Here is a 14,100-nt window from a genome sequence, read left to right as displayed (position 1 = left end):
ATTGATAATGAGGATCCCAGCGGCAGGCTACCTAGGCAGAGCCAGGCAACTCCTCTGCAGGGGGCAGTTATCCCGTGGCTTAAACTACACTATGGTAGCAACCCATCGCTTGGACTGGCATGATTCCCACTGTTATCGAGCAATCTGCACGCGGCGAGCGCGCCTTTGATATTTACTCGCGTTTGCTACGGGATCGGATTATCTTCTTGGGCACGCCGATAGATGACGACGTAGCCAACCTAATTGTGGCCCAGATGCTCTACCTGGAATCCGAAGACCCTGAGAAAGATATCTACCTCTACATCAACTCTCCTGGCGGCTCTGTCTATGCCGGTATGGCCATTTACGACACCATGCAGCACATCCAGCCAGACGTCTCCACCATCTGCATTGGCTTGGCCGCCAGCATGGGAGCCTTTTTGCTGGCAGGGGGTGCCAAGGGCAAACGCATTGCCCTTCCCCACGCCCGCATTATGATTCACCAACCTTTGGGGGGAGCCCAGGGTCCAGCCACCGACGTTGAGATCCAGGCCAGGGAGCTCCTCTTTATCAAAAACAGCCTCAACAGCCTGCTTGCCTACCACACGGGCCAGCCGCTGGAGCGTATCGAGCGCGATACAGACCGCGACAACTTTATGACCCCAGAACAGGCCAAAGAATACGGCATCATCGACCAGGTAATCACCAAGAAGCCCCAGCCTTCCCTGACGACCGTTTCCTAGTCCTCCTGGCTGCCAGGGAGTCTCTTTCTCAGCTCCCTGTCAAGGGGGCTGGTGTCGTTAGTGGGGGGATTCTCCCAGGAAGATGTGAAGAAAGTCAAAGAAATCTATCCCGTTGCCAGCGGAAGGCCTGGCTTGCTTTAAGTAAGCTAATCAAACTCATAAAGAAAGTCATGATCTGGCTTTCATCGCGGATGGTAGTTTAGGATTAAACCCAAGAAGGTGGAGCTGCATTATTGAGATCGCAGGGGCAACAAGAGCTGGAAATAGTCCATAGAGGCTTTCTGGACTTGGTGCGTTAAAGCTAGCGATGAAAGGAGTCAGGGAAGAGGGCTTACAGGTTGAGGGGAAAGAGGTAGGCTGCAAGGTCGAGCCTACCGATTGTGAGGCAGCTCCAAGGCCAGAAAGGGCAGGCAGTTGAGGCTACTTACCTCTGCTTCCTCGCCTGTTGCCTGAAGCTGGAGATGCTAGTTCTCAACTTTGCAGAGTTTGTCATTCGTGTAGAGGAGGATTGACGTGGCCTATTCAGCAACGAAAACCAAGAGCGGCTATCAAGCGGGGGTGAAAGACTACAGACTGACCTATTACACCCCTGATTACACGCCCAAAGATACCGACATCCTAGCCTGTTTTCGGGTTACGCCTCAGCCAGGCGTTCCTCCAGAAGAAGCAGGGGCAGCAGTAGCAGCTGAGTCCTCGACGGGCACCTGGACAACCGTTTGGACCGATCTGCTCACTGACTTGGACCGCTACAAGGGCCGCTGCTACGACATCGAGCCGGTTCCTGGCGAAGAGAACCAGTACTTCTGCTTCGTCGCCTACCCGCTGGATCTCTTCGAGGAAGGCTCAGTAACCAACATGCTCACCTCAATTGTGGGCAACGTCTTCGGCTTTAAGGCCATAAAGGCGCTGCGGCTGGAAGACTTGCGCATTCCCGTAGCTTACCTGAAGACCTTCCAGGGCCCTCCCCACGGCATTCAGGTAGAGCGGGATAAGCTGAACAAGTATGGCCGTCCGCTGCTGGGCTGCACCATCAAGCCCAAGCTGGGCCTTTCCGCCAAAAACTACGGGCGGGCTGTGTACGAGGCACTGCGGGGTGGGCTGGACTTTACCAAAGACGACGAGAACGTCAACTCGCAGCCTTTCATGCGCTGGCGGGATCGCTACTTGTTTGTCATGGAAGCGGTCCACAAAGCTCAGGCCGAAACCGGCGAGATCAAGGGCCACTACCTGAACGTGACCGCGCCCACCTGTGAGGAAATGTTCAAGCGGGCGGAGTTTGCCAAGGAGATTGGCGCTCCCATCATCATGCACGACTACCTCACTGCGGGCTTTACGGCCAACACCAGCCTGGCCAAGTGGTGCCGCGATAATGGCATCCTGCTGCACATCCACCGCGCCATGCACGCAGTGATCGACCGGCAGAAAAACCACGGCATCCACTTCCGGGTGCTGGCCAAGTGCCTGCGCATGTCTGGCGGCGACCACCTGCACGCCGGTACGGTGGTGGGCAAGTTGGAAGGCGACCGCGCCATCACCATGGGCGTTGTGGATCTCATGCGGGAAAACTACGTCGAGGCGGATCGCTCCCGCGGCATTTTCTTCACCCAAGATTGGGCTTCTATGCCTGGGGTCATGCCGGTGGCTTCTGGAGGGATCCACGTTTGGCACATGCCGGCGCTGGTGGAGATCTTCGGGGACGACGCGGTGCTGCAGTTTGGCGGCGGCACGCTCGGCCACCCATGGGGGAATGCTCCCGGTGCAACGGCTAACCGCGTGGCCCTGGAAGCCTGCATCCAAGCCCGCAATGAAGGTCGAGACCTGATCCGAGAGGGCAGCGACATCATCCGCGAAGCAGCCAAGTGGTCGCCAGAGCTGGCGGCTGCCTGCGAGCTGTGGAAAGAGGTCAAGTTCGAGTTCAAGCCCGTCGATACGCTCTAAAACTCTCTGGGGGCAAGGGATCTCTGGACTCTCTTGCCCCCCTGGCCCAACCCCTGGATCGGTCATGGATCTAAAGCAGATCGCCAAGGACACGGCCAAAACTTTAATCAGCTACCTGACCTATCAGGCGATGCGCACGGTGCTGGCCCAACTGAGCGAGACGGATCCTCCCAGGGCCCTCTGGCTGCAGCAGTTTTCTGCTCGGCAAAGCTTCCAGGATGGGGAAGCCTATCTTCGGGCTTTGCTGGCAGAGCGGGCCGACTTGGCCTACCGCATCATGACCGTTCGAGAGTACCTGGCAGCGGAGGTGGTCGACTACTTGCCGGAAATGGCCAAAACCGGTATTCAACAGGCCAACATGGAACACCGCCGCAGCCACCTGGAACGGCTGACTTCAGCAAGCGGATCCCTGCCGGTCACCCACCCAGAGGCAGGATCCCCTCTCCAAAACCCTACACCTGAAACGGAGTAAGTTATGCAAACCCTACCGAAAGAGCGCCGCTACGAAACCTTTTCCTATCTGCCACCCCTAACGGATCTGCAGATCCTCAAGCAGGTGCAGTACATCCTGGATCAGGGCTACATCCCTGCCATCGAATTCAACGAATCTTCCGAGCCAACCGACCACTACTGGACTTTGTGGAAGCTGCCGCTGTTTAGCGCTACTTCTCCACAGGAGGTGCTGACTGAGGTGCAGGCCTGCCGCAGCGCTTACCCCCATTGCTTCATCCGCGTGGTGGGCTTCGACAACATTAAGCAGTGTCAGGTGCTGGGCTTCTTGGTTTACAAGCCAAGCGGCTTGCGCTAGAAGCTGTTCTGCTGTTTTTACACCCCTAGGGGAGAGAGCTTCCGGAGGGCTCCTCCCTTTTTCCTTGGGCTCTCTTTACGCTCCAATCCCCAGGAGGGCTCCCAGCCCCACCGCCAAAAGAGCGGCAAGGGTTGTCTGAATGCCGTTCACCACCTCATTGGTCATCCAGGCCAGGCGGGGCTGCAGCACTACCCCCATCCAGCTTTCTGCTAGAGTGGCCAGGATGCCGGCCAGCCAGCAGGCGCTCAGCCACCAGGGATCCCCTCCCACCCATTCTCCGCCAATCCCCCAGGCCAAGGCGGACATTCCACCTGCTGCTGCCACCCCCGCCAGGGATCCCTCTAGGCTGACAGCTCCCTCCGTGCCGGCAGGCACCGGCTGAAAAGTGGTGATCAAAAAGGTCTGCCGTCCATAGGCTTTGCCTACTTCGCTGCTGACGGTATCGGCCAATTTCGCTGCAAAGCTGGCACTATACCCCAACCACCACAGGGAGTGCGGAAAGAAAGCGTATCCCACTGCGCATACCGCCCCGGTCAAAGCAGAGCCCCAGACATTTTCTGGGCCCCGCGCCCCTCCTCGCTTCTCGGCAATTCCCTGCGCCTGCTTCCGGTGGATCCCCAAGCGGGTGACGGCTGTGCCGACTAAAAAATAGGCGGCTACTACCAGGTAGCCCCGCCACCCCAGGCCCCCCCACACCAACAAACCCAGCAGCCCTGCGTGGAGCACCCCAGCCCGGGTCAGCGCCTTTTGGGGACTCTGCAGGGCTAGCCCCACGAGAAGTAAATTGAGCCAGAGCGCCACTCCCCACTGACTTAGAAGCCATCCCTGGCCCATCAGTGCCCTCCGTCAGCGGCAAAGGTGGCTAGCTTTGGCTGTGGCAAACGGAGAGGGAGGGATTCGAACCCTCGACGGAGCCTTTTGGGCCCCGTAACTTCTTAGCAGGAAGCCGCTTTCGACCACTCAGCCACCTCTCCAAGCTGGCAGAGCCAGCGGCAAGCTGGGCGCCAACTTCTAGCTCACCTATTGTAGAAGATGGGATCCCAGCCGGCAACTGTTCTCGGCGGGGATCCCTGGCTGCCCTTAGCTCACCACCTGCACGTAGATATCGAAGCTGCCGCTGTTGTCGCTGTAACTGCCCTTGGCGTCGTTGACATTAAAGGCAATATCCAGGTTGGGATCCAGATCCACCTCTTGCGGCTGCTCGGGCGAGGATTCCCAGACCTGTCGGGCCACCAACTGGACGTTGGGCTGGAACAGCACCAGGCCGTAGCGGCAAAGGCCAGGGTAGCGCCAGTCGGGAGGCGTGGGGATCCCTTTGCCGAGAGGGGAGCGAATGCTGGTGGAGAAAGAGAAGCCATAGCGCCAGGCTACATTTCTTACGAAAAAGCGAATGCGGCTGGCCCGCAGCGGCTGCCCTTGCCAGTACAGGACATTGCCGGCCTCGTGGTTAACCCGCAGGCCACAGAAGGCAATCCAGCCCTGCAAATTTTCCTCTTGGGGCTGACTGCCCTCGATCACCACGGCTTGGCTCCAGTCCAAGTCGCTGCCATCACAGGTAATCTCTGGAGGGACTTGCGTCAAATCCACTTGCAGAAGCTCTAGCGTAGCGGGTGTAACCAATTGGGTAGACATTGCTATCTCCTTAGTTTCCTTGCAAGGCAAGATTGTGATTGTGAAGCCTTAAGAAGTTTTAAGGCAAGCTGATAAAAAACAGCTCCAGATTCTCGTAAGGCTCTCTATTGGAAGTTCTCTCTCTTGCTAGCTCTGGCAAATCCAGGTCACCCAAATTGCCCAAAGAGCGGGTTCGACTTTTTCAAATTTTTACCAAAAGTGCTGAAAGACCAGGTTCAGATGCCTTTTCATTAATGTAAATCGACAACGTGAATGGCGGAATGTACTGGGAGGCTATACACCCTCAAGGCTAAACTAGCTCTGCTTGATGAGTAACGACTATTTCAGAAGAAAAAGATTTCTTTCAATATTTCTAACTCCGTTGCTAGCAAAAGCTGAACCTTGAACTCGAGGAGGGCAAGTTTTCCCGATGGGTGTCCTAGAACACTCGGACTCTGCTGTCCGAGAAGCCTTTTGCCGAGGCTGGCCAGAACCTGGAGCGCTTTAGCCGGAGCTTCTGATAGGATCGCCATCACAGGTCTCAACAGGTCTTAGGGTGCACGGCGCCCACGGCATGCACAACCACTTGACTTCCTCCGCTGTCACCGATCTCGAGATCATCTCTTTGTCAAGTCCCCAGCAGGCCATGTCCCTGGCGGGCGTGCAGGAGTCTAACTTGAAGTGGATTAGCCGCTGCAGCGGCGCCTCGGTTACCCTGCGAGGGCAGGATCTCTATCTGAGGGGAACACCTCAACAGCGGCAGCAGGTGCGGCAGTGGCTAGAATTGCTCAAACCCCTTTGGCAAGCCGGGCACCCTGTAACAGCAGTCGATGCTGAACAAGCCTTCCGTGCTCTCTCCAACCAAGAAGCTGAGGTTTATCGGCAAGTGCAGGCAGGGGTTTTGGCTCGCACCCGCAAGGGAGAGCTCATTCGGCCCAAAACGCCCCGCCAGCAGGAGTACGTACAAGCCATTCGCACCCACGATCTCTGCTTCGGCATTGGGCCAGCAGGCACGGGGAAAACCTATCTAGCAGCCGTTGTCGCCATCACAGCCCTGCAAAACCGCGAGTACGAGCGTTTGATCCTGACGCGACCAGCAGTAGAGGCGGGGGAGAAGTTGGGCTTTTTGCCAGGGGATCTGGTGGAAAAGGTGGATCCCTATCTGCGGCCTCTCTACGATGCCCTGTTTGAGTTTATCGACCCGGCCAAGCTGCCTCAGCTGATGGCCCAGGGAGTCATCGAGGTGGTGCCGCTGGCCTACATGCGGGGGCGTACCCTCAGCAACGCTTTCATTATCTTGGACGAGGCCCAAAACACCACCCCTGAGCAGATGAAGATGGCCCTCACTCGGCTGGGCTTCCGCTCCCGCATGGTGGTTACCGGGGATCTCACCCAAACGGATCTGGGCAAGCATCGACTGTCGGGCCTGGCGGCTGCAGAGCGCATCCTAGCGGGGGTGGAGGGGGTGGCCTTTTGCTACTTTGACCAGCGAGATGTGGTGCGCCACCCTCTAGTCCAGCGGATTGTCGAGGCCTACGCGCGCTACGAAAACCAGCAATGAGGCCGAAGGCGATCTTTTTCGATGCCGTTGGCACTCTGTTCCGGGTGCGGGGCGGCGTGGGCCAAGTCTATAGCCAAATAGCTGCAGAATACGGGGTAGCCGTGGAACCACGGGCGTTGGATCGCGCCTTTGCCCAAGCTTTTGCCAGTGCTCCGCCACCCGCCTGCGTGGGCTTGACGGGATCCCTTTTAGAGGAGTGGGAGCGGGCCTGGTGGCATCAAGTGGTGCGCCAGACCTTTGCCCAGGTGGAGGGATCCCTTACTGCCTTTGGGGAGGAGCGCTTTGCAGCGTTTTTTGCCCACCTGTTCGAGCATTTTGCCGCAGGGGACCCTTGGGAGCTCTATCCCGAGACGCTGCCAGTTTTGCAAGCCCTGCAACAGGAAGGGATCCAGCTAGGGGTAATCTCCAATTTCGACAGCCGTCTAGTGCGAGTGCTGCAGGCGCTGCAACTGGACGGCTATTTTTCTAGCCTTACTCTCTCTACCCAGGTGGGCTATGCCAAGCCCGATCCCCGCATCTTCCAGGCTGCCCTAGCGGCCCAGGGGATCCCGCCTGCCGCTGCCTGGCACATTGGCGACAGCCGCCGCGAAGACTATGAGGGGGCCAAGGCAGCAGGCCTGAGAGCCCTCTGGCTGGATCGAGAGGGGAAAGACGGCTTCTGCCAAGAGCGAATCGAAAACCTGTGGGGCTCCCTCTTGCTGCTCAGGGGGCCAGAGCGGAACTGAGCAGTAGCGGGGCAAAGACCCCATCGGGCTTGAGCAAGTAGCGCCGCAGGTTCATCTGCCGCTCCAGAAGGCAAGCATGGCCGCTTAAAGGCGAGATCTCCACCTGGGCCTGGGGCAGTCGCTCCGCCAGACGCCGCACCTCCTGCACCGAGGGCAGGAGACGATCCCGCCCCCCCGCCACCAGCAAGGTTGGCAGCCTCATCGACTCGAGGGGCAAATCTTCCACAGCAAAGGATCCCAGCAAGGCTAGACGATGGGCAACCACTTCCGGAGAAACGCTGTGCACGGCCTGGCGCAGCCGCTCCCGATCCGGCGGCTCCATTTGGCCCAGCTCCGCCAAAAACCCTAACCCCCGCTCCGCCAGTTGGTGGTAAAGTCCCGGCGGCAAAAAGGGCAGGAGAACCTGACCTGCCCACCACCAGGGCCGGCGCCGCAGCGAGGAGGCCGGATTGACCAGAATCAGGCCACGACAGCGCTCCGGCTGCTGGGCAGCTACAGCCAGGGCTAGGCAAGCTCCGAAGGACTCGCCACACAGGTAGGCTCCCTCCTCCAGTTGGGATCCCACCCAATCGGCCAAGCTCTCCCAGCTATGCCCCGCTTCGGGATGGTTTAAGCTCAGAGGGCGGACGCGGAACTCGGCTTGCAGAGCCTGCGCCTGCCGGTAAAACAGTTTGCCCGTGCCATCCATACCCGGCAAATAGAGCAGCAGGGGCCGCTTCTGGCGGCTTGGACTAGAGGCGGCGGGCTTGCTTTTCAATCTTTCCATCTCCTTGTCAACCCCAAGCGCACCTGTTCGCGGGCGGCTGCCGTTAACTCCCGAATGAGCTGCAGCCGCTCCTGGCGGCAGGTATAGCGCCTTCTTGCTCCCCTCACCCAAAGAGGGGATCCCACTCGAACCACCACCTGACGGTAGATCACCACCGGATGCCCCCCCGGCTGCTGAAAGCTGGGCTCTGTGGGGTCAAACCAGCGGAAGAAAGCCATGGGGATGTCGATTGCTCGCCACTCCTCTTGGGCCCACACTGCCACCGGTAGGATTGGCAGGGGATCCACGCCAGCAGCCAAGGCCAGATGGGCAAAGCCCGGCTGGAACCGCCCCACCTCCTGCGGTAAGGTCTTGCGGGTCATCTGCTCCGCCCCTTCGGGGAAAATTCCCACCTCCCCGCCCGCTGCCAGGGTGGCCTGCGCCTGGCGAAAAAAGGCAAGCTGTGAACCCGATCCCTGCTGGAGGGGGATACAACCCAGAGCCAAGGCAACCTCCCGCAAGAGGGGCACTTGAGAGAGGTAGTAGTGGCAAGCAAAGCGAATTGGCCGATCCAGCCCCGCAATCAGCACCGGCGCATCCAAAAAGCTGCGATGGTTGCTTACCACCAGCAGGGGGCCCTGGGGAACCCGCTCCTTGCCCTCCACCCACACCTCCGTCTGGAAAAGGCCAAGCAAGAGCTGCGCCAGCGCCCTCGCGTCGGGGAACCCGCTTCGCTGCAGGAGCTGATCCAGCACCACCCAGGATCCCATCGCCACCCTGCTCAGTAATCCACTCCGCGCCGCAGATCGGCTCCCTGCTCGGCGTAGTGCTTGTGGCTCACCATTTCCGAATGGACAGAGGCAAGCTCAAAGTAGGGCAGAGGCGCATGGCAGCGCCCTGTGATGATGATCTCCGTGTCCCGCGGCTTGCGCAGCAAAGCCTCGACAATGGGCTCCACGTCCAATAGCTCCAGATCTACCGTCGGGTTGAGTTCGTCCAGGATGATGGTCTTGTAAAGCCCCGAGGCGATGGCTGCCCTAGCCAGCTCCCAGCCCCGCTCTGCCTCCACATAGTCGATTTCCTGCTGCTTGCCCCGCCAGACAATGGCGTCGCGACCGCAGCGCTGGTGATCCACCAGATCGGGATAGCTCTCCCGCAAAGCGCGAATGGCCGCATCCTCTGTGTAGCCTGTTCCCCCCTTGAGCCACTGCATGATCAGGACGCGGTGGGAGAGATCCTTGCTGATGCCGCGCCCAATGGCCTGCAGAGCCCGGCCCAGAGCGCTGGTGGACTTGCCCTTGCCGTTGCCGGTGTAGATCTCGATGCCGCTGAGGGGGGGCTGTCCGTTCTGAGGATCCGCCGCCCGCCGCACGCTGCGCATTTCCGAGTGCAGATCTGCTAGGTCGATAATTTCCTTGGGGGCGCCCCGCCCGGTGATGATGACCTCCATCTCCTCTGGCTTTTGCTTGAGGGTGCTGACGACCTCATCCACAGGCAGCAGGCCCAGGTCCAGCACCGGGTTTAGCTCGTCCAGCACCACCACCGAGTAGAACCCCGACGCCAGCGCCCCCTTGGCTACATCCCAGCCGCGACGAGCCTCTTGGCGGTCAAACTTGGTAATCTCGTCGGGGCCGAAGAACTCTCCTCGCCCCGTGCGCAGTTGATCGATAAGGTGGGGGAAGCCCCGCTGCAGAGCGGCAATCGCGGCGTCCTCTGCATAGGTGCGGCCCGGTCCCTTGAGAAACCGCACCAGCAACACCCGGCTAGGGGCCGAGTTTTCAATCCCCAGCCCAATTGAACGCAGCACAACCCCCAGAGCCGCCTGTGACTTGCCCTTGCCCTCGCCGTCGTAGACGTGGATCTGACCTCGCCGGCGATCGAATTGTTGCGCCGTTACTATGCCGATTTCTGCCCTGCCGCTCCGCATCCTGCTGTTGCCCAAAGCGCTTTTTGCTAACCCCCATCTTAGAGTCTAGCTAAAGGAGCCGGGGAAGCCCAGAAGAGGCTGGAACTGACGAACACCGGGATAAGATGAGCAATGGTTGTCCAGTCCAGTGCTTGTCTAGCGAGGGATCCCGCTTGTACCCGAGTGCGTTTTCTTCTCGCCCCTTGCCCCCTGCGGTCGAGAGCCCCATTGAGCTGGTGGGACGGACGCCGCTCATTCGCCTGCGGCGGGTTACTGCTGATTTGCCGCCAGCGGTGCGAGTTTACGGCAAAGCAGAGTGGTACAACCCCGGCGGCTCGGTCAAGGATCGCCCGGCCCTGAACATGATTCGCGCTGGCGAGCGCGAGGGCAAGCTTACGCCTGGCAAGATTATCCTGGATGCCACCAGCGGCAACACGGGCATTGCCTATGCCTGGATAGGGGCAGCTTTGGGGTACAAGGTGAAGCTGGCCCTGCCGGCCAACGCTAGCCCAGAGCGCAAGAAGATCCTCGCTGCCTACGGGGTGGACTTGGTGCTCACGGATCCAGCCCTCGGCTCCGATGGGGCCATCGAGAAAGCCCGCGCTCTCTACGCCGAAAACCCCGATCTCTACTTCTATCCCGACCAGTACAGCAATCCCGCCAACTGGCAGGCCCACTACGAGACCACAGGGGTGGAAATCTGGGAGCAAACCCAGGGACAGGTCACCCACTTCGTAACCGGGCTAGGCACCAGCGGCACCTGCATGGGGGTGGGGCGGCGCCTGCGGGAGTACCGCTCTGATATCCAGATCATTGCCATGCAGCCGGACTCCCCCTTCCACGGCCTCGAAGGCCTCAAGCACATGGCCACGGCCCTCAAGCCAGCGATTTACGATCCTAGCTTGCCGGACCGGCACCTCGAGGTCTCCACCGAAGCCGCCCAGAAGATGGTAAAGCGCCTAGCTTTGGAGGAAGGGCTACTGGTGGGCATCTCTTCTGGTGCCAATGTGGTGGCTGCCCTTGAGGTGGCTCGCCAACTTTCCAGGGGGGTGGTGGTCACCATTTTCTGCGACGGGGCCGACAAGTACCTCTCGGAGCGGTTTTGGACCGAGGACTAGGGTTGCCGGCCCCCTAACACCCCGGCCTTTTTGCTGCTAGGATAGAAGAAGTCCAGCTAGCGCGGATGTGGCGGAATTGGTATACGCGCACGTTTGAGGGGCGTGTGGCTTTGCCATGCGAGTTCGAGTCTCGCCATCCGCAGTGGGCTTTCACGCTTGACACTTCTCCTAGAGGGAGCTCTTTGCGCTACTCCCGGACAGCACCCTGAAGGCGTGTGCCTTGGGTGCAGGCAAAGCGCAGGTCAGCACCGCGCAAATCCGTCCCCTCCAGGTAGCTACCGCTAAGATTGGCGCCGCGCAAGTTTGCTTGCGGCAAATTGGCTCCCACCAGGTAGGCACCGCTGAGATCGGCGCCGGTCAGGATAGCGCGCTCCAAGTTGGCCTCGATGAGGTCGGCACCCTGGAAGTTGGCTTCTGCCAGATCCAGGTTGCTTCCCAGACGGCAGTTGGGGCAGGCTTTGGAAGCCAGCAGGTAGCGCAGGAAGCAAGCGTTGGGGGTGGTGGCAGCGGCAGTGGAGGCAACCGTTGCCGTGGTCAGCAGCCCCAGAATAGCGGAAGCTTGGAGAGGGAAATTCGTGGTAGCCAAGTTAACGACAGCAACCCAGCGGAGCGAGGTTGTCCTGCATTGCTCCCAGGATAGGGACATCTGGACCTCCTGGAGCAACAGTGGGGCCCACTGCTTTTGCTGGAACTAGCTTTCGGGATCCGCCAGCATTGATTAGGAAAAAGCGTCTAGTCCTGGGCTGGCCCTATGCAGATTCGACTGGAAAACATCTGTAAGCGCTATGGCCGCCGCGAGGTGGTCAAGGATGTCAGCTTGAGCATTGAGCAAGGGGAAATCGTCGGGTTGCTGGGGCCCAACGGAGCGGGGAAAACCACCACCTTCTACATCATGACTGGCCTAATCCAGCCCAACCGCGGCCATGTCTGGCTAGATGACCAAGATATTACCCATCTGCCCATGCATCGCCGCGCCCAATTGGGGATCGGCTATCTGGCCCAGGAGCCGAGCATCTTTCGCCGCCTTAGCATTCAAGACAACCTGCTGCTAGTGATGGAGCAGACGGGGGTGCCTCGCCGCCTCTGGCAGCAGCGCCTCAACCACCTGCTCGAGGAGTTCCGCATTGCCCATGTGGCCCACAGTTTGGGCTTGCAGGTGTCGGGGGGAGAACGGCGCCGCGCCGAGATTGCCCGCGCCCTGGCTGCTGGGATCCACGGGCCGAAATTTTTGCTGCTGGATGAGCCCTTTGCGGGGGTGGATCCCATTGCGGTGGCCGACATCCAGGAGGTGGTGGCCAAGCTCAAGCAGCGGGGCCTCGGCGTCTTGATTACCGACCACAACGTGCGGGAGACGCTGGAGATCACCGACCGGGCCTACATTCTCAACGAGGGAGCCATTCTGGCCAAGGGCACGGCAGCAGAGCTGGCGGCGGATCCCTTGGTGCGCAAGTATTACCTGGGGGAGAAGTTTCGTCTTTGAGGCTGCTCTGGCTTAGCGCCAGGAGTACAAAGCTCGCAGGCGTTGGCTTTTCTTGTGTTGGTGGGCTTGCATCCGGGCCAGCAGCTCATCCAGAAGGGCAACTGCCTCCAGGAGATAGGGGCCTTTGTTGAGCATGACGCACTCAGCGCGGGCAGACATCACCGCATCGGAAAGCTCAGGCCGCGAGGGCAGGCCCTCTTTGGTGAGCCGATCCAGCACCTGCGTAGCCCAGACCACCGGCACATGGGCCGCCTCGCAGATCCACAGCAGTTCCTCCTGGATCTCCCCCAAGCGCAGCCAACCTATCTCTACGGCCAGATCCCCCCGGGCAATCATCACCCCCAGCGGTCGGCAGCCGTCGGCGGCCGCGATCAAGGCGGGTAGGTTTTTCACCGCCCGCTGCGTTTCAATCTTGAGGAGCAAGCCCAGATCAGGACGGGCCTGGCGCCGCTCCAGCTCAGAAAACAGCAACTGCAAATCTGCCGGCTGCTGGACAAAGGAATAGCCCACCAGGTCGGCATGCTGCACCACAAAGTCCAAGTCTTGGCGATCTTTCTCGGTCAGAGGCTGGATCGGGAGCTGGCTGTCGGGAAAGTTGAGGCCCTTTCCCTCCCGCAACTTCTTGCCCTGCGGGGCGACTTTGTCCACCTCCAGCACCACCCCTACCGGCTCGATCCCCACGACACGGGCGCCGATTTTGCCGTCGTCGATCCAGACAGTTGCCCCCACCTGCAGGTGCGCCAAGATCTCTGGCGGGGTGCAAGCCACCTGGCAAGAGGGGTCAGAGGTGACCGGCGGCATGGCTGCCGTGAGCAGGATGCGATCCCCGCGGTACACCTTGGCTTTGCCGGGGGGCATGGCCACCGGGCCCGTGCGGATCTTGGGGCCGGCCAGGTCGAACAAAATCTTGCAGCGCCGTTGAGTCTGGGCTTCGGCCTGGCGCAAGTGGGCCACCATTTTCTCCCACACCAGGGGATCGTCGTGGGCGCAGTTGATCCGGGCCACGTTCATCCCCCGTTGCAGCAGTTGCAGCAGCAGCTCGGGCTGCTCGGCAGCTTCGCTGGGCAGGGTCACCATGATGCGGGCGCGGCGGTGGGGAGAAGGAGGGCCAAACAGCGCCTCAGCATGCTGCTCCAGCGCCATGTCCCCAGCGTAAAACTCCTCATAGCTGGGCCCCTTGTAGCTTAGGCCCTGCATCGCTGCCAAAGTGGCGATCACCGCATCCAGGGTCTCTAAGACCCGCGATTCACACCGTCCCAGCGAGGACAGCCCCACCGCAGCCAGCTCCAATTGCAGGTTGCGCAGATCGTGTTGGCGTAGCGCCAGGTAGCGCGCCAGGTTGCAGAGGGCTGCAGGAGGGTTCGCAAGGCAGCCCCAGGCGGCCAGGTAGTTCTGGGATCCCTCGACAACCTGCTGTCGTAGCTCCAGGAGCCGCTCCAGCAAACCCTTGAGATGGAAAGAAGCCATGCTGGAACCCAGCCCAGTC

Annotated in this window: 15 protein-coding genes and 2 tRNA genes; 9 read left to right on the top strand and 8 right to left on the bottom strand. The window is 60.3% G+C overall.

The features are described 5' to 3' along the window. Positions 1-119 precede the first annotated feature (119 nt). From clpP to NW860_RS10770, 4 genes are all read left to right on the top strand, one after another. Positions 120-722, top strand: coding sequence for an ATP-dependent Clp endopeptidase proteolytic subunit ClpP (clpP, locus tag NW860_RS10785; RefSeq protein WP_414393444.1), 603 nt, complete (start codon positions 120-122; stop codon positions 720-722). 513 nt (positions 723-1,235) lie between these two features. After that, positions 1,236-2,660, top strand: a complete 1,425-nt coding sequence (locus NW860_RS10780; protein ID WP_414393443.1) for a form I ribulose bisphosphate carboxylase large subunit — start codon at positions 1,236-1,238, stop codon at positions 2,658-2,660. A gap of 64 nt (positions 2,661-2,724) precedes the next feature. Further along, positions 2,725-3,132 (top strand): RuBisCO chaperone RbcX, encoded by a 408-nt coding sequence (rcbX, locus tag NW860_RS10775; protein WP_414393442.1) that lies wholly within the window; start codon positions 2,725-2,727, stop codon positions 3,130-3,132. A gap of 3 nt (positions 3,133-3,135) precedes the next feature. Further along, entirely contained in the window at positions 3,136-3,468 is a 333-nt protein-coding gene (locus NW860_RS10770; protein WP_414405442.1) for a ribulose bisphosphate carboxylase small subunit, read from the top strand. A 75-nt stretch (positions 3,469-3,543) separates the two neighbouring features. Here the strand turns inward: NW860_RS10770 and NW860_RS10765 are convergent, their stop codons facing one another. From NW860_RS10765 to NW860_RS10755, 3 genes are all read right to left on the bottom strand, one after another. Next, a complete protein-coding gene (locus NW860_RS10765) occupies positions 3,544-4,302 on the bottom strand; it encodes a TIGR00297 family protein (RefSeq protein ID WP_414393439.1) in 759 nt (252 codons plus the stop codon). 48 nt (positions 4,303-4,350) lie between these two features. Next, positions 4,351-4,442 (bottom strand) — tRNA-Ser (locus NW860_RS10760). Between the two features lie 106 nt (positions 4,443-4,548). After that, on the bottom strand, positions 4,549-5,100 hold the full coding sequence (locus NW860_RS10755; RefSeq protein WP_414425774.1) for a hypothetical protein: 552 nt from the start codon (positions 5,098-5,100) through the stop codon (positions 4,549-4,551). Between the two features lie 625 nt (positions 5,101-5,725). On the opposite strand from NW860_RS10755, the gene NW860_RS10750 reads away from it, so the two are divergent. Together NW860_RS10750 and NW860_RS10745 are read left to right on the top strand one after the other, a co-directional pair. Beyond that, the gene (locus NW860_RS10750) at positions 5,726-6,640 is read left to right on the top strand and encodes a PhoH family protein (protein ID WP_414514145.1); all 915 of its coding nucleotides are present in this window, start codon (positions 5,726-5,728) and stop codon (positions 6,638-6,640) included. Beyond that, entirely contained in the window at positions 6,637-7,365 is a 729-nt protein-coding gene (locus NW860_RS10745) for an HAD-IA family hydrolase (RefSeq protein WP_414514133.1), read from the top strand. Before NW860_RS10750 ends, NW860_RS10745 begins: the two co-directional genes overlap by 4 nt. On the opposite strand, the gene NW860_RS10740 is transcribed toward NW860_RS10745, so the two are convergent. The 3 genes from NW860_RS10740 to NW860_RS10730 are packed head-to-tail and all read right to left on the bottom strand — an operon-like array spanning position 7,343 to position 10,037. Then, the gene (locus NW860_RS10740) at positions 7,343-8,131 is read right to left on the bottom strand and encodes an alpha/beta fold hydrolase (RefSeq protein ID WP_414514131.1); all 789 of its coding nucleotides are present in this window, start codon (positions 8,129-8,131) and stop codon (positions 7,343-7,345) included. The two genes, NW860_RS10745 and NW860_RS10740, sit on opposite strands and share 23 nt — an antisense overlap. After that, complete coding sequence (locus NW860_RS10735; protein ID WP_414514142.1) at positions 8,119-8,880, bottom strand: lysophospholipid acyltransferase family protein; 762 nt, start codon at positions 8,878-8,880, stop codon at positions 8,119-8,121. Before NW860_RS10735 ends, NW860_RS10740 begins: the two co-directional genes overlap by 13 nt. Positions 8,881-8,891: 11 nt before the next feature. Further along, complete coding sequence (locus NW860_RS10730) at positions 8,892-10,037, bottom strand: cob(I)yrinic acid a,c-diamide adenosyltransferase (protein ID WP_414393431.1); 1,146 nt, start codon at positions 10,035-10,037, stop codon at positions 8,892-8,894. Positions 10,038-10,189: 152 nt separating this feature from the next. Between NW860_RS10730 and NW860_RS10725 the strand changes: the two genes are divergently transcribed. After that, positions 10,190-11,134 carry a PLP-dependent cysteine synthase family protein gene (locus NW860_RS10725; RefSeq protein WP_414423457.1) on the top strand — a complete coding sequence of 315 codons (945 nt, stop codon included), beginning with the start codon at positions 10,190-10,192 and terminating at the stop codon, positions 11,132-11,134. A 61-nt stretch (positions 11,135-11,195) separates the two neighbouring features. Next, a tRNA-Leu gene (locus NW860_RS10720) sits at positions 11,196-11,276 on the top strand. 45 nt (positions 11,277-11,321) lie between these two features. On the opposite strand, the gene NW860_RS10715 is transcribed toward NW860_RS10720, so the two are convergent. Beyond that, the gene (locus NW860_RS10715; protein ID WP_414514128.1) at positions 11,322-11,720 is read right to left on the bottom strand and encodes a pentapeptide repeat-containing protein; all 399 of its coding nucleotides are present in this window, start codon (positions 11,718-11,720) and stop codon (positions 11,322-11,324) included. 165 nt (positions 11,721-11,885) lie between these two features. Here NW860_RS10715 and lptB point away from each other — a divergent pair, with 165 nt between their 5' ends. Next, complete coding sequence (lptB, locus tag NW860_RS10710) at positions 11,886-12,614, top strand: LPS export ABC transporter ATP-binding protein (protein ID WP_414393426.1); 729 nt, start codon at positions 11,886-11,888, stop codon at positions 12,612-12,614. 12 nt (positions 12,615-12,626) lie between these two features. Here the strand turns inward: lptB and NW860_RS10705 are convergent, their stop codons facing one another. Next, positions 12,627-14,081 (bottom strand): pyruvate kinase, encoded by a 1,455-nt coding sequence (locus NW860_RS10705; protein WP_414514125.1) that lies wholly within the window; start codon positions 14,079-14,081, stop codon positions 12,627-12,629. Positions 14,082-14,100 lie beyond the last annotated feature (19 nt).

This window comes from Synechococcus sp. F70.1 (assembly GCF_047502745.1).
In the GTDB taxonomy this organism is placed as follows: Bacteria; Cyanobacteriota; Cyanobacteriia; order Thermostichales; family Thermostichaceae; genus Thermostichus.
This window is presented reverse-complemented; position numbering and strand designations above follow the sequence as displayed.